We start from the raw sequence: 22,509 nt of genomic DNA, 5'->3' as shown, positions 1-22,509 counted from the left end.
GAGGATCAACCCCGCCGGAACAACTGCCGCACACGTTTCGTGATCCGCCCCACGGCCTCGTCGTTCATGGTGTTGGCGAGGTCGAAGGCTTCGCGTGCCGGATCGGAGCCGGCCTGGATCCGCCGGAGTGCGGCGTCGGCACGGGCGCGCAAGTCGAGCTCGGCGAACGGCATGTCGTCCTCGGGGTGGTGCTCGCCACGAGGGTCCATGCGGGCCAGGCTACGCGCGACGGGAGTGGTCGGGCGTGACGTCGAGTTCGTCCACGACCCGGACCATCTCGTCCAGGAAGTCCACGACGACGGCCATCTCGTTGCTCGGCAGGTGCTCGGTGACCTCGAGCGCGCGGGCGTCGAGCTCCTCGATGACGCGCAGCGCGTGCCGCATCGAGGTGCCGGTGGCGGTGAGGATCACGCCACGGCGGTCGTTCGGGTCGGCGTGCCGTTCGACGTGACCGCTGCGGACGAGCCGGTCGACGAGCGCTGACGTCGACGCCGCGGTGATCTCGAGCCGCTCGGCGAGGTCCTTCGCGTTGACCGTGCGGCCGTCGTGCTCGGCGTCGATCAGGAACCGGATCGCCAGCAGTGCGTTCTCGCCGATCCCGAGTGCTTCACGCGCACGGCGCTGCGCTGCGCTCTCGGCCGTCCGGTACCGCCGCAGGGCGTTGAGGACGTCCACGGCGGAGACCGCGGAGTCCTCGTACCAGTACCCCGCGGTGCTGGTCATCACCTCGGACGTCATGCACCAATGCTAGACGCTCTAGTTAGATTGTCTAGCGAGCGCGGAGAGGGGACACCTGCAACACCCGTGACGCGGTTCCGTAACACCCCGGCAACGCCGGCTCGTTAGGTTCTCGACATGCAGGAGCAGCCGTGCTGAGCCGCCTCGCGGGGAACGTCTTCCACGTGGGGAGCGCGGTGGAGCGCACCGACGTCGTCGCACGGTTGCTCGACGTCTACGTCGCCCGCCGGGAACCAGGCACCCTCGACGACGACCGGCTCGTGTCCACCGAGCTCCGCAGCATCATCGGCACCACGGGCCCCGCGAACGACCCGGACCGCGCCGCCACCGTCGACGCCCTGGCACTCGACCGGCACGAACCCGCGTCCATCGCCGCCGCCGTCGCCGTCGCCCGCGACCACGCACGCCGTGCCCGCGAGGTCGTCTCGAGCGAGCTCTGGGACTGCCTCGACGTCACGCGGTCGCGGATGCCCCGGAAGATCGCCCCCGACCGCGCGCACGAGTTCCTGGGCTGGGTGCGGGAGCGCAGTGCCCTGGCCATCGGGGTCGTCGAGGGGGATGCCAGCCGGGATGAGGTGTGGGAGTTCTTCACCCTCGGTCGGTCGCTGACCCGCTGCGCCTCCACGGCGCGGCTCCTGGCGTCCCGGCTGCTCGAACCGGACTCGGTCACCTCGTGGACGGCGGCGCTCCGGGCGTGCGGTGCGGGCGAAGCGTTCCTGCGCGGCCGTGACCACGCGCCGGTGCCGTCCGACGCCGCAGCCTTCCTGCTCCTCGACGTGCACAGCCCGCGGTCGTTGCGCTTCACGGTGCACCGCGCGGCCGAGTGCCTGGCCGACGTCGCCCCGTCCTGCGTCGCGGACGAGGTCGCCGCGTTCGACGAGGTCCGCGCGCTGCTCGACGCGATCCCCGAGGAGTCCGCGCTCGCCGTGGCGGGGGACGTCGGGGAACGCCTGGCGGCGGCGGCCGACCGCGTCGCCGCGGCACTCGACGAGCGCGTGTTCGCGTCGTCCGCGCCCGTGCTCTGACCCGACCGGGCGCGCGCGCGACGGAACGGGGCCAGTCAGTGCGTCGCGACCGCGACCGCGACCGCGGCCGTGGACGTGGGACGTGTCGGACGGGAGGCCCGTGGCGGCGCCGGCACGGGCCTCCCGTCCGACGGTCGGTGGCGTCGCGGATCGCTGGCCGACGCGCAGGTCGTCAGCCGGTCCGTCAGACGGCGCTGGAGCGGTCGGCGAGCGTCTCGTCGCGTTCCAGCTCGCGGCGGAGCGCCGCGCGCGAGCCGACCACCGGCACGGCGTGCGTGATCGCGAGGTGCAGCCGCGAGTCGGCGTCGTAGCGCAACCGGACCCGCTGGTACCGGACGAGCCACACGACTGCGATCGCGAGCGCCACGAAGCCCGATGCCGCGCCCACCACGATCGCCCAGCGGGGCCCGAAGGCGTCGGCGACGGCACCGACGAGCGGGGCGCCGATGGGGGTGCCGCCCGCGAAGATCGCCATGTACAGGGCCATCACGCGGCCGCGCATCGCGGGCTTCGTCGTGGTCTGCACCAGGGCGTTCGCGGTCGTCATGAAGGTCAGCGACGCGAGCCCGACGAACATCAGCACGATCGCGAAGGTCCAGTACGTCGGTGCGAGGGCGGCGGCGGTGCACGCGAGCCCGAACCCGCCGGCGGCGAGCACGAGGGTGCGCATCCGCGGCTTGTCCCGGCGTGCGGACAGCAGCGCGCCGAGCACCGAGCCGATCGCCATCACCGAGTTGAGCAGCCCGAACTCGCCGGCACCCTGGTGGAACTCGACCCGCGCCATGGTCGAGGTGAAGATCGGGAAGTTCACGCCGAACGTGCCGACGACGAAGATCATGCAGAGCACCACGACGATGTCCGGCCGGGTGCGGACGTACCGGAAGCCGGCGACGATCTGTCCCTTCCCACGGCCGGCTCGGACCCGTTCGGCGAGCTGTGCGGGATCGACGAAGCGGAGCGCGACGAGGACGGCCAGGAACGACCCGGCGTTGATGACGAACACCCAGCCGGAGCCGATCGCCGCGATGAGCACACCGGCGACCGCGGGGCCGATCAGGCGTGCGGCGTTGAACGACGCCGAGTTCAGGGCGACGGCGTTCGAGACGTCCTCGCCCTGCACGACGTCGGAGACGAAGGCCTGCCGGATCGGGGCGTCGAACGCGGCGACGATGCCGAGCGCCAGCGCGAAGCCGTACAGCGCGAGCAGGGTGGCGGTGTGCGTGAGGACCATGACGCCGAGCCCCAGCCCGAGCAGCCCCATCAGGCCCTGGGTGAGCATGAGCATCTTCCGGCGGTCGAACCGGTCGGCGGCGAGGCCGGTGAGGGGCAGGAGCAGCAGCTGCGGGCCGAACTGCAGGGCCATCGTGATGCCCACCGCGACGGCGTTGTTGTCGGAGAGCTGGGTCAGCACGATCCAGTCCTGGGCGGTGCGTTGCATCCAGGTGCCGACGTTCGACACCAGGGCCCCGGCGAACCAGATGCGGTAGTTGCGTCCGGCGAGGGAACGGAACATGGCGGTCACTGCTGGGCCAGCCTCCTCATGATCTCGGTGGCGTCGGCGAGGGTGGTCCGCTCGTCGGCGGTGAGTGCTGCGAGTCGCGGGGTGAGCCAGCCGTCGCGACGACGTCGGGTCTCCTCGACGAAGGCGGCTCCGGCGGGCGTCGCACCGAGCAGCACCTTGCGGCGGTCGTCGCCGTGCCCGTCCTTCGACACCAGCCCCCGGTCGACCAGCACCGCGATGGTCTTGGTCATCGACGGTGGGGTCACGCCGTCCTGCCGGCTCAGGTCGGCCAGGGTCATGGCGCCGTCGCGGTGCAGGCGGGCGAGGGCGGAGAACTGCGCGTCGGTGACGCTCGAGTCGGCCTTCTGGGCACGGAGGGTGCGGGACAGCCGGTTCACCGCGATGCGGAGGTCGGTGGCGTCGGTCATCGGTCGTTAGCCTAGCTCATTAGTTCAGCGAACGAACTGGTTCTCGGGTGTACCTGGTCGAAACGGGCGTCCATGGTCGGTTCTCCCGGCCAGGGACGCCCGTTCCCGCTTCCCAGCGCGGGTACGATGGGAAGGAACGTCGGACGGGAGGCCCACCCAGCGTGCGCCGGTCGGCTCGCGCTGGGCGGGCCTCCCGGCCTTCAGCGCCGTGCGTCCGTCAGGATCGCGTCGTGCGGGAGCAGCGCGTGCACGCCCCAGGTGCGGTTCGCGACCTGCGTGATGCGCATGCTCACCGCGACGCTCGCCATCGCGAGCGCCTGGGCGCGGCCGATCCCGTGCAGCCCGGCGATCCAGCCGACCATGTGGTCGAGCGCCGTGGCGGTGGCGACGTTCAGGTCGGCGTCGAAGCCGAAGGTGATGCGTCCCGCGGGGGTGTCGGCGTGCACGCCCTCGACCGGGGCAACATCGAGGAGCGTCAGGGTCATCGTCGTCGTCATGCCGCACTCGACCGCCGTTCCGGAGACCTCGCCGTCGCCCTGGGCCGCGTGCCCGTCGCCGACCTGGAGCAGAGCGTCCGGCACCGTGACGGGCAGGTACAGGGTCGAGCCGGCGATCAGCTCACGGCAGTCGACGTTGCCGCCGCCGACCGTGCGGGGCGGGATCGTCGAGTGCTCGCCGGTGGCCTCGGGCGGGACCCCGACGACGCCGAGGAACGGTGCCGTCCGAACCCCGAGGCCGAGCTGGTTCACGGCGACGCCAGCGGCGGCATCGATGTCCCAGAGCAGCGGGCCGCGCGACGCCGGGTCGGTCAGGCCGAGCGCGCGGTTGACGGGGGAGTCGACCCCGCCCGAGGCCGTGTACCCCCAGTCGTCGGGGACCAGCTCGTCGAAGCGCACGGCCAGGACCATCCCCGGACGTGCTCCTGCGACGGCGATCGGCCCGACCAGGCAGTGCCCCCGGCGCGGGTCGATCAGGGTCGGGGCGTCGAGGCCCGGGCCCGGCTGGCGTCCCGTGTAGCCCGCGGCGCTGAGGGTACGGACGGTCACCGTGTCGCCCGGTTCCACGGTCAGGACCGGCTGGCGTTCGGCGGTGAAGACGTCGACGGCGGAGTCGACCGTGGCGTCGAGGCGGTGGCTGGTCACCGCTCGATCATCCCAGGTGGGGCTGGCGCGGGGCGGGGCGTCCCTGGTCGGATCGGGCGTACCTGGTCGGGAGTTCTGACCAGGTACGCCCGGTGCCACCGGTCATCGCGGGTGTTCTGGGAAGGAACGTCCTCAGTGGAACTGGGGGATCGTGAGCCAGATGCCCGCCACCACGGCGGCGATGCACAGCGCGAAGCACAGCACGGCACCGGCCAGTGCCGCCGGCGGGGTGTGCCCGGAGCGGGGGCTCTCGTCGGAGTACTGCGTGCGCTCGCCGCCGGCGTCGTCCGGCTGCCCGGTGCCGAGCAGCCGCAGGCCGAGCGTGTACACGAGCACCAGGCCCACAGCGGCCACGAAGCCGACGCCGGCGACCGTGCCGATCGCGGTGAAGTCGATGTCCATCGTCGTTCCCCTCAGTTCGCTGCGCCGGTGGGCTGCGGCTCGGGCTGCTCGGTCGGCCCGGCTGCGTCGGCGGTGATGTCCTCGTGCGAGACCGGCTTGCGCTTCGCCAGCACGTAGAAGGTGAGCCCAGCAGCCAGGGCGAGGACCGCGACGAGCACCAGCCCGAACGCCGAGGTCGACGCGAGCCAGGTCGCGAGGGCTCCGACCACCGCGGCGGCGGGCAGCGTGATGACCCAGGCCGCGACGATGCGTCCGACGACCGACCAGTGCACGTCGGCGAGCTTCTTGCCGAGACCCGACCCGACGACCGCGCCGCTCGTCACGTGGGTCGTCGAGAGCGCGAAGCCCAGGTGCGAGGAGATGAGGATCGTCGCGGCGGAACTCGTCTCGGCGGCGAAGCCCTGCGGCGACTGCACGTCGGAGATCTTCTTGCCGACGGTCTTCATGATGCGCCAGCCGCCCATGTAGGTTCCGAGACCGATCGCGAGTCCGCAGGCCAGGATCACCCAGAGCGCCGGACCGGTGCCCGCGGCCTGGTAGTTCGCGGCGATGAGCGTCAGCGTGATGACGCCCATCGTCTTCTGCGCGTCGTTCGTGCCGTGCGCGAGCGACACCAGCGACGCCGAGATCGTCTGCCCGTGCCGGAAGCCGGTCGCCGCACCGTGGGTCGTCGCGTTCTTCGTGAGCACGTAGGCCAGGTAGGTCGCGACCAGGGCGATCACCGCGGCGATGAGCGGCGAGAGGAGCGCCGGCAGCACGACCTTCGACACCACCGTCGCCCAGCTGATCGAGTTGAGCCCGGCGCCGATGATCGAGGCACCGATGAGGCCGCCGAACAGCGCGTGCGTGGAGGACGACGGCAGCCCGACGTACCAGGTCGCCAGGTTCCAGAGCACCGCGCCGACCAGCCCCGCGAAGATCATCGTGGGGGAGATGTGGATGCCGTCCTGCCCCTCGCGGATGATCCCCTGCGAGACGGTCTTGGCGACCTCGGTGGACAGGAACGCGCCGACCACGTTGAGCACGGCGGAGATGATCACCGCCGTCCGGGGCTTGAGCGCGCCCGTGGCGACCGAGGTGGCCATGGCGTTCGCGGTGTCGTGGAACCCGTTCGTGAAGTCGAACACGAGGGCCACGACGATCACGAGCGTGACGATGACGATGACGTCCATGCGCAGGACGCTAGGCCACACCTCGAACCCCCTGCGTGAACGCCGGGTGAACAGGTCCGGGACGCAGCGCGTCTGCGAGGATGGCAGTGTCTGAAAGGATGCGAGTGTGCCCACCTTCTCCGCCGCTCGCGGCGACGCCTCGTTCACCGACGCGCACGGCGTCGAGATCGTCTACTCGACCTGGCGTGCGGCGCGGCCGAAGGGGATCGTGCAGATCGCCCACGGCGTCGGCGAGCACGGGCTCCGCTACGAGCCGCTCGCGCAGGACCTGGTGCGCGCCGGCTACACCGTGCACGCGAACGACCACCGCGGGCACGGTCGCACGGGCCTTGCCCAGTGGGACGGCGACCACGCCAAGCTCGGTCGGCTCGGCCCCGGCGGGCTGCGCGCGGCGATCGCCGCAGTGGAGCAGATGAGCGCGGTCGCGCGGGCCGACGAACCCGGGCTGCCGCTCGTGCTGCTCGGGCACTCGTGGGGGTCGCTGATGGCCCAGCGGATCGTGAACACCTCGTCGGACCGCTACGACGGCGTCGTCCTGTCCGCGAGCGCCTACCGGCTGCCCGGCTGGATGAACAGCGGCGACCTCAACGCCCGGCACGCGGGGTCCGGGCCCACCAAGTACGAGTGGCTCACCCGCGACCGGAAGATCATCGACGCGATGGCGGTCGACCCCCTGGCGGTCGAGGCCGACGTCATCGGGCTGTTCGGGCTCGCCGACACCCTCCGGCTGCTCGGCGTGCCGCGGCGGGGGATCCCGCACGACCTCCCGATGCTGTTGCAGGTCGGCTCCGACGACACCCTCGGGGGTCCGCGCTCGATCGAGCGTCTGGCGCAGGCGTACCGCCGACGCGGCCGACTGTCCGACGTGACCGTGCAGGTGTACGAGGGCGCGCGCCACGAGGTGTACAACGAGACGAACCGCGCCGAGGTCATCGGCGACCTGGTCGCATGGCTCGACCGGGTGACCGCGCGCTGACGCAGCCGAGGAATGCGCCTGACGTCGAGCAGGCAGGGGCATCGAGTCCAGAAGAGAAGGTCTCATGAGCGAAGTCGTTGTCAGACGCCTTGACGAGGCGTCGCTCGCTTCGATCGAAGCCCGCGAACCGCCGACCCGGAACTACGTCCGGAGCGCTTACACCGAACAGGTGCGGGGCGCGCTGTCGGTGCTCGTCGCCTGGGTCGACGGGGTTCCGGTCGGCTCTGGCGAGGTGACAGCGGGACCCCGACCCGAGCTCCGCAACCTGCGAGTCGATGCTCGGTACCGGGGTCAGGGTGTCGGGACAGCGATCATCGCGGCAAGCGAGGCCGCAGCGGAGGACCGAGGAGTACTCCGCATCGGAGTCGCCGTCGACAACCCCTCTGCCCGCCGGCTCTACGAGCGCTTGGGGTACGTCGCGACCGGAGAGGTCGAGGAGTACGAGTACACCTACGTTGATGATGACGATCGCGAGGTGTCCGAACGCGAATCGTCGGAGTACCTCGAGAAGCTGCTGCGCTGACGGCGCTCGCCGGGTCCTGCGACGCGGCCGGCGACGGACTGGAGGCCCGTGGCGGCGCCGCCACGCGCCTCCAGGCCGTCACCAGGCAGGCCCACTGCCGGGCCGTCGGCCGTCCGGAATAGGGTTGCGGCATGCACGGTGAGTACAAGGTCCCCGGAGGCAAGCTGGTCGTCGTCGACCTCGAGGCCGTCGACGGCACGATCCAGCAGTTCCGCCTGGCGGGTGACTTCTTCCTGGAACCCGACGACGCGCTGCCGCTCATCGACGCGGCCGTGAACGGGCTCCCCGTCACCACCGACGCCGCGGGCATCGCCGCAGCCGTGCGGGCGGCCCTGCCGACCGATGCGGTGCTGCTCGGCTTCACGCCCGAGTCCGTCGGTGTCGCGGTGCGCCGTGCGCTCTCGCGGGCCTCGACCTGGCGCGACCACGACTGGCAGATCGTGCACGAGGGGCCGATCAGCCCGAACGAGCACCTCGCGCTCGACCAGGTGCTCACGGAAGAGGTCGGCGCCGGACGCCGTGGCCCGACCCTGCGCATCTGGGAGTGGGACCAGCCGGCCGTCGTGATCGGCTCGTTCCAGTCGCTGAAGAACGAGGTCGACCCGGCCGGCGCCGAGAAGTACGGCGTGCAGGTGGTCCGACGCATCTCCGGCGGCGGCGCGATGTTCATGGACGCCGGTGCGGTCATCTCGTACTCGCTCTACGTGCCGTCCGACCTGGTGCAGGGCATGACCTTCGCCGACTCGTACGCGTTCCTCGACGAATGGGTGATCGAGGCGCTCAAGTCGCTCGGCATCGAGGCGTACTACCAGCCCCTCAACGACATCACCTCGACCAAGGGCAAGATCGGCGGGGCCGCTCAGAAGCGTCTCGGCACCGGGTCGCTGCTGCACCACGCCACCATGAGCTACGACATGGACGGCGAGAAGATGGTGCAGGTGCTGCGGATCGGGCGCGAGAAGATGAGCGACAAGGGCACCACCAGTGCCGCCAAGCGCGTCGACCCGCTGCGGTCACAGACCGGGCTGTCCCGCGCCGAGATCATCGAACGGTTGATCGGCACCTTCACCCGGCTGTACGGGGCGACCGAGGGACACGTGACCGAGGCCGAGCGCGAGCGGGCGCAGGAACTGGTGCGGACGAAGTTCGCGACGAAGGAGTGGCTCGAGCGGGTGCCGTGAGCCTCAGCGCTCGTCGTCCTCGTCGTCCTCGTCGGACCGCAGTGTGAGGTCGACTCGGCCGTCGCCTGGTCCCGGGCGGAAACTGTGGCGCGCGAGCGGGGCGTAGGCCACCCATCGGCCGGCGCCGGCGGAGCCTGCGTCGTCGTCTTCGTCCGGATCGCCAGCCTCGTCGTCATCCGCTTCGTCGTCCGCCTCGTCGTCGTCCGCGTCGTGGTCGTCCGCTTCGCCTCGGACGCCGAGCAGCTTCCGGGTGAGTGCCGACCGTTCGGTCAGGAGCGAGTCGAGCGCGGCGACCAGGTCGCCGTCCTCCGGTTCGGCTCCGCGCAGGGCCGCGCCGAGGACGCTCCGACGCATGAGCTCCTTCGCGAACGAGCCGGTCGTCCCCTCGGCGCGCTCGGCGGCACCGGCCAGGGCCTCGTCCGAGAACGGCAGCGCGCCGGCGTACCGACGGAACAGCCGCCGGCGCTCGGGCAGACCCGGCAGGGGGATCTCCACGGCGAGGTCGACACGTCCGGGCCGGTCGGCCAGGGCACGTTCGAGGACGGACACGCGGTTGGTGGTCATGACGAAGGCGACGTCGGCATCCCCGTCCAGACCGTCGAGCGCGTCGAGCACCTCGAACAAGAGCGGTTGCGGCGACGCGTGCCGTTCCATCGCGACGAGGTCGATGTCCTCGAGCACGACGATCGACGGTTGGAAGGTCCGCGCGATCTCCGCCGCCGCCCCGATCGCCGCGATGCTCGAACCGGTGAGCAGGACCGCCGTCACGCCCTCGGTCCGGGTGAGCAGGTGTCGGATCGTCAGGGTCTTGCCGGTACCGGGCGGGCCGTACAGCAGGACACCACGCTTGAGGTGCTGCCCGGCAGCGAGGAGCGCCTCGCGCTGGTCGCCGATCCCGACGACGTGGTCGACCACCTCGTCCAGGACGCCGTCGGCCAGCACGACGTCGTCGGCGGCGATGTCGGGGCGCCGCAGGAACGTCGCGCCGGCGTCGGCGCCGTACTCGGAGCGCACGAACGACAGGACCTGGCCGCGGAGGACACTGCGCTCGATCATGAGTGCGCGGAGGCGCCGCAGGAACGCCGCGGCGGCGTCCTGGTCGGCCGCGATGACCTCGAGCGTCGCACGTGCCCGGCCGTACTCCGGGTTGGCCGCACGCTGGACGACCGCCACGGGTGATCCGTCGAAGACGAGCATGCGGAGGCCCAGGGACACCACTCGGCGCGTGGTGTCCTGACCGGTGGCGCGGTCGGTGTAGCTGACCGGCCCCGGTGCCCACTGCATGTGCTGGTTCGCGAGGAACTCGCTCACGGAGCTGTGGAACCGGGAGTCGTCGCCCGCGATGCCGATCAGCGCATCCGGGCGCGCGCCGGTGAGGGCTTCGAGCGCGATGTCCGCGTCGACCAGGCGGTGGTCGGGGAGTTCCTCGGTGACCACCGGGATCGACTGCGGATCGACACCCAGGTGGTCGCGGACCCGTTCGCCGATCGGCGTCAGGACCGCACGTTGCTCAGTCCCCGCGAGTTCGTTCGCGTGGTCGATGTAACGGGCGAACGCCCGCATGAGGTCCCGGTCTGCGTCGTCGAGCACGGCGTCATCATGGCACGCCGATGTGTCCGGTGACGCGGCGGCCGGAGCTGAGGGGGGACGTCCCGGCCGCCGCTGCCTCGAGTGTGCGCCTCGATCTCATGAACCAGACGTGTGGATGATGGGAATCCCCCGCGCGGCTGATCCGCTCGTCGCCCGGCCCACGTAGCGTCGCTGCCGTGAACTGGTTGATCTTCATGGGGGCGGTGGCCGCTGTGGCCGTCGTGGTGTGGATCGCCGATCGCTTGGGGTGGATCGACCTGTCGAACAAATCTCAGCGGAGCGGCGGATCCGGAGGCATGGTCGGGATGCTGGACGAGGTGTTCGCACCGACCCGGCACGAGACGCAAGCCGAGTACGAACGGCAGGCGCGCCTGCCGAAACAGGCACCGTCACCGGCGGACGACGACCACGACCTGCTCAGCGGCAACGTGCTCATCCGGGTGCCGACGGTGCGGAGCGCCGGGCGACACGAGGCACGCGCGGGGACGCACGACCGGTCGTACTGAGCTTCTGCGCGTCGTGCTGCTCGCTCAGCGAGTGGTGAGCTCCTGGTAGTCCGGGTGCCGCTCGATCCACGCGTGCACGTAGCTGCACTGCGCGACGACACGTCGCGACGACCCGGAACGCACGTCGTCGAGCGCGTGCTGCACCAGGATCGACGCGTGCCCGCCGCCGCGGTGCTCGGGATCGACCTCGGTGTGCACGAAGCGGATCTCGTCCCCGTCGATCTCGTACGCGGCGAAGCCGATGACCTCGCCGTCCTCGACCAGGGAGTACTGCTGCTTGTCGGTGTCGTTGCGGACCTCGGGTGCTGCTGCCATGCAATCGACCGTACGACGCGGCCTGGGCGTGCGCTCTGTGCTCGAGGCCTGCGCCGCGCGCCGCGTGCCTGCTCGGTGCGCGACAATGGGTCCGTGCGCAGGGGAGACGACCGAGGCCCGGACCGCGTCGTCCTCGGCGACGCCCTCGATGTGGTCCCCGCGTACCCGGACGGCTCCTTCACGCTGGTGTACCTCGACCCGCCGTTCAACACCGGCCGGTACCAGCGCCGGCACGCGACGTCCGCCGTGCCGAAGGCCGACGGCCCCGTGATGGGGTTCCACGGCCGGACCTACGAACGGGTGCGCGGCGACCTGATGCGCTTCGACGACCGGTTCGAGGACTACTGGTCGTTCCTCGAACCCCGCCTCATCGAGGCCTGGCGCCTGCTCGCCGCCGACGGCACGCTGTACCTGCACCTCGACTACCGCGAGTCGCATTACGCCAAGGTGCTGCTCGACGCGCTCTTCGGCCGCGAATCGTTCCTGAACGAGATCGTCTGGGCCTACGACTTCGGCGCCAAGTCCAAGACCCGGTGGCCCACGAAGCACGACACGATCCTGGTCTACGTGAAGGACCCGGCACGGTACTGGTTCGACTCCGAGGCCGTCGACCGCGAGCCGTACATGGCACCGGGGCTCGTCACCCCTGAGAAGCGCGAGCGCGGCAAGCTGCCCACCGACGTGTGGTGGCACACGATCGTCTCGCCGACCGGCCGTGAGAAGACCGGCTACCCGACGCAGAAGCCCGAGGGGGTGCTGCGGCGGATCGTGCAGGCGTCCTCACGCGAGGGCGACTGGGTCCTCGACTTCTTCGCAGGCAGCGGGACCACGGGTGCGGTGGCACAGGCGCTCGGGCGGCGGTACGTGCTGGTGGACGACAACCCGTCGGCGATCGACGTGATGCGGAAGCGGTTGCCGGGGGCCTCGTTCGAGGTTGCCGGAGCACCGGCGGCAGCGGCGGGGGACGCGGCGCCGGCGGTCTGAGGCGACGGAGTCGCTCTCGCGGCCGCGACGGGTGCATCCGCGCAGATGCGACGAGGTCGCTGTCGTGCGACAGCGACCTCGTCGTTCGGCATCAGCGGGCGGGCGCCCGCGCCGACTACTCGGCCGAGCGCCGCCCGTGTGCGTGCACGTCGTCAGCGTCCGGCCGGGAGGCCCGGCTCGCCTCCGCCGCATCGGCTGCGGCCCCGGGGGCGTCCGGCTCCACGGCCGTCGCCGCGTGCGCAGCCCGGGTCCGGATGGCACCGGTCGTCGTCGGGGGCTCGTCCACCGGCGCAGCCGCTGAGTGCGCACCGTGCGTCGTGGCGTTCGGCAGCGGCGCGCGGGTGTCGTCCGCACCGTCCGGTGCTCCGGGCGCCCGAGCGGACCGGGGCTGCGGCGTCACGTCCGGTGAGGTCGGCACGTCGCGCGAGGACGCACCCGGCACCGTCGGCTCCGGCCCGGCGCCCGGAGCAGCAGCCGCGGCGTCGGCGGTCCGTGCCGCGTCGGCCTGCTCCTGCAACGCCGAGGTCTTGCGGAGCGGCGGCACCCGGAAGAACCACGTCAGCACGAACGCGAGCAGGATCACCGCGAGTCCGAAGTAGTACACGCGGACGGCCGAGTCGCTGAACCCGACCAGGAACGGACGGCTGAGACGGGGGTCGGCCCCGTTCAGGAACGACGTGTCGCTCGTCGCCGAGTCGGTGGAGGAGTTCGCGGCCGAGTCGCCGCTCTTGAGCTGCTTGACGAGCGTCGGCGCGACCTGGTCGACGACGTTCTCCCGCTGCGCCCGGTCGGAGTAGTCGATCTGCAGCTTCCCGTCGACGACCGAGGCGTTCGCCTTCGTGGCGGCGGTCTCGAGCGCCTGCTGCTCGGCGGCGGGCTTCGCGTCGTCGACCTGCTGGGCGATGATCGTGTCCGCTGCGGCGGCGGGGACCGTGCCCGCGGCGACCTGCCGCTGCACGGCTGCGGTCACCTGCTTCGTCACGGCGGCGTCGGCAGCCTGCTTCGCCTGGGCGGTGCCCTGGTCGAGACCGTCCTGCACGTTCTTCTGCACCGGGTCGACGATCTTCGTCCAGATCTCGTCCATCACGCCCTGGTTCTTGGACGCGTTCGCGACCGAGGGCGTCATCGCGGCGTTGAGCGCGCTCTTCAGGTCGGACTCGTTCTGCATTGCGGCGCTGATGTTCGTCGGCATCAGGGTGAACAGCACGGAGAGCAGGACGGCGGTACCCATGGTGCCGCCGATCTGACGGAAGAACGTCGCCGCGCTCGTCGCGACACCGATGTCCCGCGGCGAGACCGAGTTCTGCGCGGCCAGGGTCAGCGTCTGCATGAGCTGCCCGAGTCCGAGCCCGATGCCGAACATGCCGAGCATCAGGAACCACAGGGGTCGGTCGGCGGTCAGGAACGTCAGGACCGTGAAGCCGATCGCCGTGAACGCCGTTCCGGTGATCGGGAAGACCTGGTAGTTGCCGGTCTTCGAGATGATCTGGCCGGAGGCGATCGACGAGATCATCAGGCCGAGCACCATCGGCAGCATGGCGAACCCGGACTCGGTCGGGGTCACGCCCTTGACGATCTGCAGGTACAGCGGGATCGTCAGCATCGCGCCGAACATGCCGAAGCCCACGAGCACGGACAGGATCGCGGACATCGAGAACACCCGTGACCCGAACAGCTTCATCGGCAGGATCGCGTCATCGCCCATGGCTCGCTCGACGATGATGAACGCGATCAGGCCGAGGGCACCGATGGCGTAGCAGGCGAAGGCGGCGGGGGAGTCCCAGCCCCACTCGCGGCCCTGCTCGGCGATGAGCAGCAGCGGCACGAGCGTGACGATGACGAGCGTCGCGCCCCACCAGTCGATGCGGGGCTTGCCGCGGTCGCCGAACTTCGGCAGGTGCAGGAACGTCAGCACCATGAACAGGGCGATGATGCCGATCGGCACGTTGATCAGGAACACCCAGCGCCAGCCGGCGATGAACAGCAGCTGGTCCGCGCCGGCGAAGACGCCACCGACGAGCGGGCCGATGACGGACGAGATGCCGAAGACCGCCAGGAAGTAGCCCTGGTACTTCGCCCGCTCGCGTGGGGCGAGCATGTCGCCCATGATCGCCAGCGGCAGGGACATCAGACCACCGGCACCCAGGCCCTGCAGCGCGCGGAACCCGGCGAGCATGAGCATCGAGTCCGAGAACGACGCGGCGAACGAGCCGACGATGAAGATGCCGATCGCGGTGATGAAGAGCGGCCGGCGACCGAAGATGTCGGAGAGCTTGCCGTAGATCGGGGTCGTCACCGTCGAGGCGATGAGGTACCCGGTGGTGACCCAGGCCTGCTGGTCGAGGCCGTGCAGGTCGTCGCCGATGGTGCGGATCGCGGTGCCGACGATGGTCTGGTCGAGGGCGCCGAGGAACATGCCGGCCATCAGGCCGTAGATCACCAACAGGATCTGTCGGTGCGTCATCACGACGTTGGACGCCGTGGTGGGGGCCGCGGGTGCGGTCGCCGTCTGGGTCATGAGCAGGGTCTCCCGGGTACCGATGCGCTGGCAGAACGATTTTTGCGCTGCCTGCAAAGTTACAACTGCCGCAAGTGCTCGGTCACACCGAGACCGCTTCCTGAGTGGATCGGCAGTCACGGTATGCCCGGTTCACCCCTGCGGCACACGGCCTGGAGGCCCGGCTCGGCTCCGGCGGACGGGCTGCGGTTGTCCGAGACCCGCAGCCCGTCCGAGGGGGCGCTACGCGCCCAGTGCTGCGTCGACGATCTCCTTGGCCTCGCGCTGCACCTGCTCGAGGTGCTCCTGCCCGACGAAGCTCTCCGCGTAGATCTTGTAGACGTCCTCGGTGCCCGACGGCCGCGCGGCGAACCACGCCTTGTCGGTGACGACCTTCACGCCGCCGACGGCTGCGTCGTTGCCCGGGGCCTTCGACAGCTTCGCGGTGATCGGGTCACCGGCCAGGGTGTCCGCGGTGATGGCGTCGCCGTCGAGCTTGCCGAGGCGGGCCTTCTGCTCCTTCGAGGCCGCGGCGTCGACGCGCTGGTAGACCGGCGCACCGAAACGCTCGGTCAGCTCGGCGTAGAGCTGCGAGGGGGTCTTGCCGGTGACGGCGACGATCTCGGACGCCAGGAGCGCCAGGATGATGCCGTCCTTGTCGGTGGTCCACGCGGTGCCGTCGGTGCGCAGGAACGACGCACCCGCGGACTCTTCGCCGCCGAAGGCCACCGAGCCGTCGATCAGGCCGGGGACGAACCACTTGAAGCCGACCGGGACCTCCCACAGGCGACGGCCCAGGGACTCGGCGACGCGGTCGATGATGCTCGACGACACCAGGGTCTTGCCGATCGCGGCGTCGTCGCGCCACTCGGGCCGGTGCGCGTAGAGGTACTCGATCGCGACCGCGAGGTAGTGGTTCGGGTTCATCAGCCCGCCGTCGGGCGTGACGATCCCGTGCCGGTCGGAGTCGGCGTCGTTGCCGGTGAGGACGTCGAAGTCGTCCTTGCGGGCGAGCACCGAGGCCATCGCCGAGGGGCTCGACGGGTCCATCCGGATCTTGCCGTCCCAGTCGAGCGTCATGAACGCCCACGTGGGGTCGACCTCGGGGTTCACGACGGTCAGGTCGAGGCCGTAGTGGTCGCGGATGGCGTTCCAGTACGGCAGCGAGGCGCCACCGAGCGGGTCCGCGCCGATCTTCACGCCGGCACGCTTGATCGCCGCGATGTCGATGATGTTCTCGAGGTCGGCGACGTACGTGTTCAGGAAGTCGTAGCGCTCGGGCTCGGCGTCCTCGGTGCGCTGCACCTCGGCATTGCCGCCCTCGATGATCGCGTTCGCCCGGTTCGCGATCCAGCTCGTGGCGTCGCTGTCGGCGGGACCACCGTGCGGCGGGTTGTACTTGAAGCCGCCGTCGCGGGGCGGGTTGTGGCTCGGCGTGATGACGATGCCGTCGGCCGTGTCCGGGTTGCCGGCGCGGTTGTAACGGATGATCGCGTGGCTCAGTGCGGGCGTCGGCACGAAGCCGTCCTCGCTGTCGGCGAGCACGCGCACGCCGTTGGCGGCGAGGACCTGCAGCGCGGTCTGCTCGGCGGGGGCCGAGAGGGCGTGGGTGTCGCGGCCGATGAAGAGCGGCCCGTCGGTGCCCTGGTCGCGGCGGTACTCCACGATCGCCTGCGTGATGGCGGCGATGTGGGTGTCGTTGAAGGCGGTGTCGAGCGACGACCCGCGGTGCCCGGACGTGCCGAACACGACCTTCTGCTCGGGGACCGAGACGTCGGGCACTCGGTCGTGGTAGGCGGCGAGGAGCTCGTCCAGGTCGACGAGGTCGTCTGCGGTCGCTGGGGTGCCGGCGCGGTCGTTCATGCGTCCATCCTGGCATCGGCGGCCCTGACGCGTTCGGGGGAAGTGCGCTGGACTCCGGCGAGGACGCGAGCGAGCGGCCGCCCCACCCGGGTTGAGGGGGGGACCCCCGGGGTGGGCGACCGCTCGCAGTCTGTGGAGGCAGGTGCCTCAGGCGGTGCGGAACGAACCCGTCGCCGTGCGGAACGAGCCGGTCACGGTGCGCGTCGAGGACGTCGCCGTACCAGGGCGGCGGAACTGCGCGTCGACGAAGCGGCCGAGTGCGCGGCCTGTGCCGGTGCCGGTGTAGCTGCCGACGGGGCTGCGGGTCGCGTCGCCGGTGAAGGCGCCGAGCTCGGCGCGGGACTCGAGGCCGGTCACGTAGGCGCCGCCCAGGGGGTTCTGACGGTTCTGCATGGGTGCTCCTCGTCGTCGTGCCGAGGTCCGCGGGTCACCGAGCCGGCGACCGCGACGCCGTCGGCTGGATGACCACCACTCTACCCACTTGTCTTGCATGATGCAAAAGAAGCACGGGTCGGTCAGATCCACCCTCGGTCCCAGGCCGCGGCTGCCGCTGCGACGCGGTTGTCGACGTGCAGCTTCGCGATCGCCGACGACAGGTGGTTGCGGACCGTGCCGTGCGCGAGCGAGAGCTCCCGGGCGATCTGCTTCGTCGCGAGTCCGTCGTGGGTGCAGCGCAGGACGTCGGCCTCGCGCGGGGTGAGCGGGCTCTCGTCCTCGCTGAGCGCAGCCGCCGCGAGACCGGCGTCGATGTACCGCTCGCCCGCCGCCACGTCGCGGATGATCTCGGCCAGCCGGGCGGCCGGCGTGGACTTCGGGACGAAGCCGCGGACCCCGGCGGACAGGGCACGTCGGAGGGTTCCCGGCCGCGCGTGGCGGGTGACGATCACCGTGGGCATCGTGTCCGACAGCGCACGAGCGGCCTCGATGCCGTCGAGGACGGGCATCTCGAGGTCGAGCAGGACGACGTCCGGCAGGTGTCTCCGGGCTGCGGCCACCGCTGCGGCACCGTCGGGGACGTCGGCGACGACCTCGAGGTCGGGTTCCAGGCCGAGCAGGGCGACGAGTGCGCCGCGGATGAGCTCCTCGTCATCGGCGATCACGATCCTGATCACGTGGACACCACCGCTCGTGCGGGGGCCGGGATGCGGACCACCAGGGTGAAGCGGTCCGCACGCCGGTCGACGTGGACCGTCCCACCGTGTGGCGTGACGCGCTGCCGGAGCCCGTCGATGCCCGTCCCGGTCCCGGTCCCCGTGCCCGGCCGTTCGGACGACCGCGGCGCGTCGTTCGCCACCGTGAGGGCCCAGGCGTCGCCGTCGCGCAGCAGCTCGATCGACGCGGTGCTGGCGTGGCTGTGCCGGATGGTGTTCGTCGCGGCCTCGCGGATCGCGACGGCGAACAGGGCGCCGATCGCGTCGGGCATGCCGGCGGTCTCGAGCCGCACGCGGCAGTCGACCCCCGCTGACCGCAGGACAGCTGCGGCGTTCCGGGCCTCGACCGCCACCGTCGCGGTGCGGTAACCGCCGACGAGCGCCCGGGTGTCCTCGAGCGCTTCCCGCGCCACGGTCCGGATGTCGGACAGCTCACCCCGGGCACGCTCGGGGTCGGCGTCGAGCAGCCGTTCGGCGAGCTCGCTCTTCAGCGCGATGACCTGCAGGTGGTGGCCCTGGATGTCGTGCAGGTCGGTGGCGAAGCGGAGTCGTTCCTCGGCGACGGCGAGGTCGGAGGCGGTGCGACGTGCGGCTTCGAGCCGGAGCACGACACGGTGGATCCAGACGACGCTGAGCGGCATCAGGGCGAAGAGCGCGAGGGTCCCGACCAGGACGAGTTCGGCGGGCTCGGCGCGGGCGTCGGCTGCCCCGACCAGCAGGACGACGGTGCCGGCGAGCACGGTGACCCGGGCCCACCCCCGCAGCAGGCAGCCGACCGTGCCGCCCGCGATCGCCAGGGTGAACGACCACGCGGAGCCGGTCGCCGACGGGACGAGCGAGACCACCCACGTGGCGACCGCGAGCACCAGCAGGGCGAGCACGGCCGGGTGGCGCGCCGACGCCGCACCGGCGGGACGGAGCAGCAGCGGGATCGATGCGAGCGCCGCCACCGTCGCGGCGACGGTGAGCACGACGAGCACGGGGGTCCGCGCTGTCGGCGGACTGTCTGTGCCGATCAGGACCTGCGCGCCGCCGCCCACCAGCACCACGAGCCACAGCGACGCGACCGAGGACCAGCGGACGACCCGGACGTCGGCTTCGGCGCGGGGCCGCTCCTGCCCGGGTTGCGTCACGCGCCCAGGGTAGCGAGGGTCGCGTCGGTGTCCCTGGCGATCCGTTCCGACAGTGTGTGGTGCAGGTAGTGGTCGCCGACCAGTCCGATGACCCGGCCGTGTTCCACGCTCGCGGCCTGACGTTCGTGCAGCAGGACCCAGTTCGGCACGTCGTCGTCGTTGGTCCGCACGAACAACAGCACCGGCAGGTCGGTGGGGAACCGCGAGTCCTCGACGGACCGGAAGTTCTCCGGCGCGTGCCGCATCTCGTCGATGATCGTCGGGGCGGCACCGTTCTTCGCCGAGAGCAGCTGCATCTGGCGCTTCGTCCCGTCGTCGTAGGCGTCGCCGTACGTGTCCGACGACGCTCCGCCGAGTGCGCGCAGCAGGCCGAGCCGAGCGAGGGCGACGATCGTGCCGGTCGGGATCGGCTCGTCCCAGCTCGACTGCCGCGGCACACTGCTGTCGATGCCGACGAAGGCGGTCACCTCGTCGCGGTACCGCTCCGTGTAGGGCAGGGCGTAGATGCCCGCGACCGAGTGGCCCATCAGCACGTACCGGTCGACGTGCAGGTGCTGCAGGGCCTCGTGGACCTCGCGGGTGATGTTCGCCGCGGTCCGCGGGACGTCGGTCTGGTCGCTCAGCCCGGTGCCGAAGGGTTCGACGGCGACGACCCGGTGCGAGCGGGCGAGCTGGTCGATGAGCGGCCCGAAGTCGAGCCCGGGGGCGGCGGTGCCGAGCCCCGGCAGGAGCACGATCGTCCCCGTGTCGGACGTGGTGCCGGCGCCGCGGACGACGACGTTCATCTGCTTGCCGTCGACGGGCACGCGCTCGCCGTAGTCGTCGATCTCGGATGCCTCGACGTGGGTCGCGACGACGTTGACGACCGTCGTCGTCGCCAGGGCGAGGACCGGGACCGCCACCAGTGCGCCGAGGGTGATCAGGGTGATGCGCAGGGACTTCCGCACGGAGCTCGTCTCGATCGGGCCGCGCGGGGTCAGCACGGCGGGTCCGATCAGTCAAACGGCGCGGGGCGCGGAGCGGATGTGCCCCGGTGTCACGATCGACCGTGACGGATGTCACGGTCGATCGTGACACGGTCCGGTCAGGCGAGCAGCTCGCAGAAGTTCCGGCCCTCGGCCGTCCAGCTCTGCCGCGCGACCAGTCCGGCTTCGGCTGCGTGGCGGTGCAGGGCGTCGAGCCCGACCTCGGCCCACGGGAACCCGGCGCTCTCGTTGCCGTCGGCGTCGACCACCCGGGCGGTGTACACACGGTCGGCCGTGACCTCGGGGTTCGTCTCGACGATGACCCGGCCGCCGGTGCGCACGATCGCACGGCAACGGGCGAGCAGGGCCGTGGGGTCGCCGCCGATGCCGATGTTGCCGTCGATCACGAGCGCGGTGTCCCAGTGGCCCTCGTCGGGTACGGCATCGAACACGGAGCCCTGCAGGGCGGTGCCGCCGGAGCGCTGCGCGATGGCGACGGCCTCGGCGGAGACGTCCACGCCGAGCGCTGGGATGCCCCGGGACCGTGCTGCGACGAGCATCCGGCCCGGCCCGCAGCCGATGTCGATGACCCCGCCGTCGACGTCGTCGAGCAGCGAGCGGTCGACGCGGTCGGCGGCGGCGCTCCAGCGGCCGACGTCCATCGTGGTGACGGCGTCGGGACGGTCGGCGTCGGTGAGGCGCAGGTGGCCGTCGGTGCGCAGGGCACGGGCGTACGGCTCGCCGCCGCCGGCACCGAACGAGACGGGTGCGTGCATGGTCATCGGGTGCTCCCCACGGTCTCGGCACGGAGTGCCCGGGTGAAGTCGGAGTCGGGTGCGAGGTCGGCGACCCGCTCGGCGTCCGGCATGGTGTCGACGTCGAGCAGCTCGCCGAGCACGCCCACGTCGAGGCCGGCGTCGGTCAGTCGTGCCAGCTGCACGGCTCCGGTGTCGTCGCGCGACATCGGCACGCCGCGCAGCAGGTCGCCGGTGGGCTGTCGCAGGTACAGCGACCAGAAGCCGCCGTCCTCGGCCGGGCCGAACCAGGCATCGCGGGCAGCATCGTCGAACACGGGCGCGAGGTCCGCGGTGGACACCTGCGGGGTGTCCATGCCGACGAGCAGCAGCGGGCCGTCGACGGCGTCGAACAGGAACCCGAGACGCTCGTCCAGACCGCCACCGGGCTGGTGCAGCACCTCGAAGCCGTCGGCCGACGCCGGCACGACGTCGCCGTCGAAGAACAGGACACGACGCGCCGCGGGCAGGGCCCGGACGGTCGCCAGCGTGTCGCCGAGGCTCGCGGACGCGACACGTGCGGCGCCCTCGGGGGAGAGGGCCGGGGTCAGCCGGGTCTTCACCTTGCCGGGCAGGCACTCCTTCGCCACGACGGCGACGGTCACGTCGGCGCGCGCAGCGTCGGTGCCGTGGGCGGCGGCGGTCACGAGCGGGCCTCCTCGGCCACGGGGGCGGACTCGGCCGCCTGACGGAGCGGTCCCGGTGCGACGACCCGGACACGGGCCTCCCGGCGGTACGCACGGAGCAGGCGGGACATGTCCCGTACCGCGTTGACGGTGCCGCGGAGCGTGCCGGTCACCTTGCTGTCGCCGATGCGCTGCGCGTACCCGATGTCGGACTCGTCGACGCGCCAGCCGGCCGCGTGGGCGGCCAGGACCATCTCGAGCGGGTAGCCGCTGCGGCGGTCGCGCAGGTCGAGGGAGACGAGGTCCTCGCGGCGCATCACGCGCATCGGGCCGAGGTCGCGCAGGCGGTAACCGGTCGCGCGGTGCATGAGGACGGCGAGGACGCGGTTCGCGAAGCGTGCGTGCGGAGCCCACGCGCCTCGCCCGGTCGGGACGCGGCGGCCGAGTGCCAGGTCGACGCGGCCGCTGGCCACGCGGTCGACCAGGGGAGGGAGCTCGGCGGGGTCCATCGAGGCGTCGGCGTCGCAGAACGCGACGAAGTCGGCGGTCGCCGCGGCGACCCCGGCGGCGCACGCCGAGCCGAAGCCCTTGACGGGTTCGGTCACGACGAGGGCGCCGTGGGCGCGGGCGACGTCGGCCGATCCGTCGGTCGATCCGTTGTCGACGACGATGGCCCGGTAGCCCGTGGGGAGTCGTGCGATGACCTTCGGCAGGGCGTCCGCCTCGTCGAGGCACGGCAGGATCACGTCGACAGTCATGTCCGTCATTCGGTGCGGTCGGTCGGATCGACGGGTCTGTCCTGGCATGTCCTCGACACAACACGACGATGCGCCGCGGGGTACAGGAAACTGCCGGGTCCTGGTCGTTCCGCGCGTTCGGTGCCGGCCGGGTCCCCAGTACGGGGGACAGGGTGCGTTCGTGTCGCGGGTGCGGGTGCCAGAAGACGCCGTCGTGTCGTCGAGACGCCGCCGAATGCGGCGGCGTCTCGCGCGCCAGG

The 22,509-nt window shown here is 71.5% G+C and carries 24 protein-coding genes; 6 read left to right on the top strand and 18 right to left on the bottom strand.

Annotation, left to right across the window (positions count from 1 at the left end; all coding sequences use genetic code 11):
- Positions 1 to 5: 5 nt before the first annotated feature.
- Together ITJ50_RS08730 and ITJ50_RS08725 are read right to left on the bottom strand one after the other, a co-directional pair.
- The gene (locus tag ITJ50_RS08730; protein WP_194590318.1) at positions 6 to 209 is read right to left on the bottom strand and encodes a hypothetical protein; all 204 of its coding nucleotides are present in this window, start codon (positions 207 to 209) and stop codon (positions 6 to 8) included.
- 10 nt (positions 210 to 219) lie between these two features.
- Complete coding sequence (locus ITJ50_RS08725) at positions 220 to 738, bottom strand: MarR family winged helix-turn-helix transcriptional regulator (RefSeq protein ID WP_031259287.1); 519 nt, start codon at positions 736 to 738, stop codon at positions 220 to 222.
- 131 nt (positions 739 to 869) lie between these two features.
- On the opposite strand from ITJ50_RS08725, the gene ITJ50_RS08720 reads away from it, so the two are divergent.
- Positions 870 to 1,763 (top strand): alpha-E domain-containing protein, encoded by an 894-nt coding sequence (locus tag ITJ50_RS08720; RefSeq protein ID WP_052481681.1) that lies wholly within the window; start codon positions 870 to 872, stop codon positions 1,761 to 1,763.
- A gap of 184 nt (positions 1,764 to 1,947) precedes the next feature.
- Here ITJ50_RS08720 and ITJ50_RS08715 read toward each other — a convergent pair whose 3' ends face one another.
- The 5 genes from ITJ50_RS08715 to ITJ50_RS08695 form a co-directional block, all read right to left on the bottom strand.
- Positions 1,948 to 3,276 carry an MFS transporter gene (locus ITJ50_RS08715; RefSeq protein ID WP_323749902.1) on the bottom strand — a complete coding sequence of 443 codons (1,329 nt, stop codon included), beginning with the start codon at positions 3,274 to 3,276 and terminating at the stop codon, positions 1,948 to 1,950.
- Between the two features lie 5 nt (positions 3,277 to 3,281).
- Positions 3,282 to 3,692, bottom strand: a complete 411-nt coding sequence (locus tag ITJ50_RS08710) for a MarR family winged helix-turn-helix transcriptional regulator (protein ID WP_017886194.1) — start codon at positions 3,690 to 3,692, stop codon at positions 3,282 to 3,284.
- 200 nt (positions 3,693 to 3,892) lie between these two features.
- Positions 3,893 to 4,834 carry an acetamidase/formamidase family protein gene (locus tag ITJ50_RS08705; protein ID WP_017886193.1) on the bottom strand — a complete coding sequence of 314 codons (942 nt, stop codon included), beginning with the start codon at positions 4,832 to 4,834 and terminating at the stop codon, positions 3,893 to 3,895.
- 132 nt (positions 4,835 to 4,966) lie between these two features.
- On the bottom strand, positions 4,967 to 5,236 hold the full coding sequence (locus tag ITJ50_RS08700; protein WP_194590317.1) for a hypothetical protein: 270 nt from the start codon (positions 5,234 to 5,236) through the stop codon (positions 4,967 to 4,969).
- Positions 5,237 to 5,247: 11 nt separating this feature from the next.
- Complete coding sequence (locus ITJ50_RS08695) at positions 5,248 to 6,408, bottom strand: inorganic phosphate transporter (RefSeq protein ID WP_194590316.1); 1,161 nt, start codon at positions 6,406 to 6,408, stop codon at positions 5,248 to 5,250.
- A gap of 106 nt (positions 6,409 to 6,514) precedes the next feature.
- Between ITJ50_RS08695 and ITJ50_RS08690 the strand changes: the two genes are divergently transcribed.
- The 3 genes from ITJ50_RS08690 to ITJ50_RS08680 all read left to right on the top strand — a co-directional run bounded on the left by ITJ50_RS08690 (position 6,515) and on the right by ITJ50_RS08680 (position 9,088).
- Positions 6,515 to 7,384 carry an alpha/beta hydrolase gene (locus tag ITJ50_RS08690; RefSeq protein ID WP_052481680.1) on the top strand — a complete coding sequence of 290 codons (870 nt, stop codon included), beginning with the start codon at positions 6,515 to 6,517 and terminating at the stop codon, positions 7,382 to 7,384.
- A 64-nt stretch (positions 7,385 to 7,448) separates the two neighbouring features.
- Positions 7,449 to 7,907 carry a GNAT family N-acetyltransferase gene (locus tag ITJ50_RS08685; RefSeq protein ID WP_056069263.1) on the top strand — a complete coding sequence of 153 codons (459 nt, stop codon included), beginning with the start codon at positions 7,449 to 7,451 and terminating at the stop codon, positions 7,905 to 7,907.
- A gap of 131 nt (positions 7,908 to 8,038) precedes the next feature.
- The gene (locus ITJ50_RS08680) at positions 8,039 to 9,088 is read left to right on the top strand and encodes a lipoate--protein ligase family protein (protein WP_042537820.1); all 1,050 of its coding nucleotides are present in this window, start codon (positions 8,039 to 8,041) and stop codon (positions 9,086 to 9,088) included.
- Positions 9,089 to 9,091: 3 nt separating this feature from the next.
- On the opposite strand, the gene ITJ50_RS08675 is transcribed toward ITJ50_RS08680, so the two are convergent.
- On the bottom strand, positions 9,092 to 10,678 hold the full coding sequence (locus ITJ50_RS08675; RefSeq protein WP_194590315.1) for an AAA family ATPase: 1,587 nt from the start codon (positions 10,676 to 10,678) through the stop codon (positions 9,092 to 9,094).
- 176 nt (positions 10,679 to 10,854) lie between these two features.
- Between ITJ50_RS08675 and ITJ50_RS08670 the strand changes: the two genes are divergently transcribed.
- Positions 10,855 to 11,184, top strand: a complete 330-nt coding sequence (locus ITJ50_RS08670) for a hypothetical protein (protein ID WP_017886186.1) — start codon at positions 10,855 to 10,857, stop codon at positions 11,182 to 11,184.
- A gap of 24 nt (positions 11,185 to 11,208) precedes the next feature.
- Here ITJ50_RS08670 and ITJ50_RS08665 read toward each other — a convergent pair whose 3' ends face one another.
- Entirely contained in the window at positions 11,209 to 11,499 is a 291-nt protein-coding gene (locus ITJ50_RS08665) for a GNAT family N-acetyltransferase (protein WP_017886185.1), read from the bottom strand.
- Positions 11,500 to 11,592: 93 nt separating this feature from the next.
- Between ITJ50_RS08665 and ITJ50_RS08660 the strand changes: the two genes are divergently transcribed.
- On the top strand, positions 11,593 to 12,483 hold the full coding sequence (locus ITJ50_RS08660) for a DNA-methyltransferase (protein WP_031259284.1): 891 nt from the start codon (positions 11,593 to 11,595) through the stop codon (positions 12,481 to 12,483).
- Between the two features lie 115 nt (positions 12,484 to 12,598).
- On the opposite strand, the gene ITJ50_RS08655 is transcribed toward ITJ50_RS08660, so the two are convergent.
- The 9 genes from ITJ50_RS08655 to ITJ50_RS08615 all read right to left on the bottom strand — a co-directional run bounded on the left by ITJ50_RS08655 (position 12,599) and on the right by ITJ50_RS08615 (position 22,279).
- Positions 12,599 to 15,001, bottom strand: a complete 2,403-nt coding sequence (locus ITJ50_RS08655) for an MDR family MFS transporter (RefSeq protein ID WP_194590314.1) — start codon at positions 14,999 to 15,001, stop codon at positions 12,599 to 12,601.
- A gap of 222 nt (positions 15,002 to 15,223) precedes the next feature.
- On the bottom strand, positions 15,224 to 16,843 hold the full coding sequence (gene pgm / locus ITJ50_RS08650) for a phosphoglucomutase (alpha-D-glucose-1,6-bisphosphate-dependent) (protein WP_071406014.1): 1,620 nt from the start codon (positions 16,841 to 16,843) through the stop codon (positions 15,224 to 15,226).
- A gap of 147 nt (positions 16,844 to 16,990) precedes the next feature.
- On the bottom strand, positions 16,991 to 17,236 hold the full coding sequence (locus ITJ50_RS08645) for a hypothetical protein (protein ID WP_194590313.1): 246 nt from the start codon (positions 17,234 to 17,236) through the stop codon (positions 16,991 to 16,993).
- Between the two features lie 122 nt (positions 17,237 to 17,358).
- Positions 17,359 to 17,955, bottom strand: coding sequence for a response regulator transcription factor (locus tag ITJ50_RS08640; protein ID WP_042537815.1), 597 nt, complete (start codon positions 17,953 to 17,955; stop codon positions 17,359 to 17,361).
- Positions 17,952 to 19,127, bottom strand: a complete 1,176-nt coding sequence (locus ITJ50_RS17825) for a sensor histidine kinase (RefSeq protein ID WP_194590312.1) — start codon at positions 19,125 to 19,127, stop codon at positions 17,952 to 17,954. Before ITJ50_RS17825 ends, ITJ50_RS08640 begins: the two co-directional genes overlap by 4 nt.
- Positions 19,124 to 20,110, bottom strand: coding sequence for an alpha/beta hydrolase (locus ITJ50_RS08630; protein WP_194590311.1), 987 nt, complete (start codon positions 20,108 to 20,110; stop codon positions 19,124 to 19,126). Before ITJ50_RS08630 ends, ITJ50_RS17825 begins: the two co-directional genes overlap by 4 nt.
- Before the next feature lie 101 nt (positions 20,111 to 20,211).
- Positions 20,212 to 20,874, bottom strand: a complete 663-nt coding sequence (locus tag ITJ50_RS08625; RefSeq protein ID WP_017886177.1) for a class I SAM-dependent methyltransferase — start codon at positions 20,872 to 20,874, stop codon at positions 20,212 to 20,214.
- Positions 20,871 to 21,533, bottom strand: a complete 663-nt coding sequence (locus tag ITJ50_RS08620) for a TIGR04282 family arsenosugar biosynthesis glycosyltransferase (RefSeq protein ID WP_194590310.1) — start codon at positions 21,531 to 21,533, stop codon at positions 20,871 to 20,873. The genes ITJ50_RS08625 and ITJ50_RS08620 overlap by 4 nt, the downstream gene beginning before the upstream one ends.
- Positions 21,530 to 22,279, bottom strand: coding sequence for a glycosyltransferase family 2 protein (locus ITJ50_RS08615; protein WP_017886175.1), 750 nt, complete (start codon positions 22,277 to 22,279; stop codon positions 21,530 to 21,532). The genes ITJ50_RS08620 and ITJ50_RS08615 overlap by 4 nt, the downstream gene beginning before the upstream one ends.
- Positions 22,280 to 22,509: the final 230 nt, after the last annotated feature.

The sequence above is a fragment of the Curtobacterium sp. VKM Ac-2889 genome (assembly GCF_015350855.1).
GTDB classification, from domain to species: Bacteria; Actinomycetota; Actinomycetes; order Actinomycetales; family Microbacteriaceae; genus Curtobacterium; species Curtobacterium poinsettiae.
The sequence above is the reverse complement of the archived record's forward strand: the minus strand, read 5'-3'. Positions and strand labels throughout refer to the sequence as shown.

What these genes read in the sequence shown, in the direction of transcription:
- ITJ50_RS08665 (WP_017886185.1), bottom strand. Translation starts at nt 11,499, where the DNA reads ATGGCAGCAGCACCCGAGGTCCGCAACGACACCGACAAGCAGCAGTAC.
- ITJ50_RS08645 (WP_194590313.1), bottom strand. Translation starts at nt 17,236, where the DNA reads ATGCAGAACCGTCAGAACCCCCTGGGCGGCGCCTACGTGACCGGCCTC.
- ITJ50_RS08695 (WP_194590316.1), bottom strand. Translation starts at nt 6,408, where the DNA reads ATGGACGTCATCGTCATCGTCACGCTCGTGATCGTCGTGGCCCTCGTG.
- ITJ50_RS08625 (WP_017886177.1), bottom strand. Translation starts at nt 20,874, where the DNA reads ATGACCATGCACGCACCCGTCTCGTTCGGTGCCGGCGGCGGCGAGCCG.
- ITJ50_RS08655 (WP_194590314.1), bottom strand. Translation starts at nt 15,001, where the DNA reads ATGACCCAGACGGCGACCGCACCCGCGGCCCCCACCACGGCGTCCAAC.
- ITJ50_RS08700 (WP_194590317.1), bottom strand. Translation starts at nt 5,236, where the DNA reads ATGGACATCGACTTCACCGCGATCGGCACGGTCGCCGGCGTCGGCTTC.
- ITJ50_RS08685 (WP_056069263.1), top strand. Translation starts at nt 7,449, where the DNA reads ATGAGCGAAGTCGTTGTCAGACGCCTTGACGAGGCGTCGCTCGCTTCG.
- ITJ50_RS08715 (WP_323749902.1), bottom strand. Translation starts at nt 3,276, where the DNA reads ATGTTCCGTTCCCTCGCCGGACGCAACTACCGCATCTGGTTCGCCGGG.
- ITJ50_RS08680 (WP_042537820.1), top strand. Translation starts at nt 8,039, where the DNA reads ATGCACGGTGAGTACAAGGTCCCCGGAGGCAAGCTGGTCGTCGTCGAC.
- ITJ50_RS08615 (WP_017886175.1), bottom strand. Translation starts at nt 22,279, where the DNA reads ATGACGGACATGACTGTCGACGTGATCCTGCCGTGCCTCGACGAGGCG.
- ITJ50_RS08730 (WP_194590318.1), bottom strand. Translation starts at nt 209, where the DNA reads ATGGACCCTCGTGGCGAGCACCACCCCGAGGACGACATGCCGTTCGCC.
- ITJ50_RS08710 (WP_017886194.1), bottom strand. Translation starts at nt 3,692, where the DNA reads ATGACCGACGCCACCGACCTCCGCATCGCGGTGAACCGGCTGTCCCGC.
- ITJ50_RS08725 (WP_031259287.1), bottom strand. Translation starts at nt 738, where the DNA reads ATGACGTCCGAGGTGATGACCAGCACCGCGGGGTACTGGTACGAGGAC.
- pgm (WP_071406014.1), bottom strand. Translation starts at nt 16,843, where the DNA reads ATGAACGACCGCGCCGGCACCCCAGCGACCGCAGACGACCTCGTCGAC.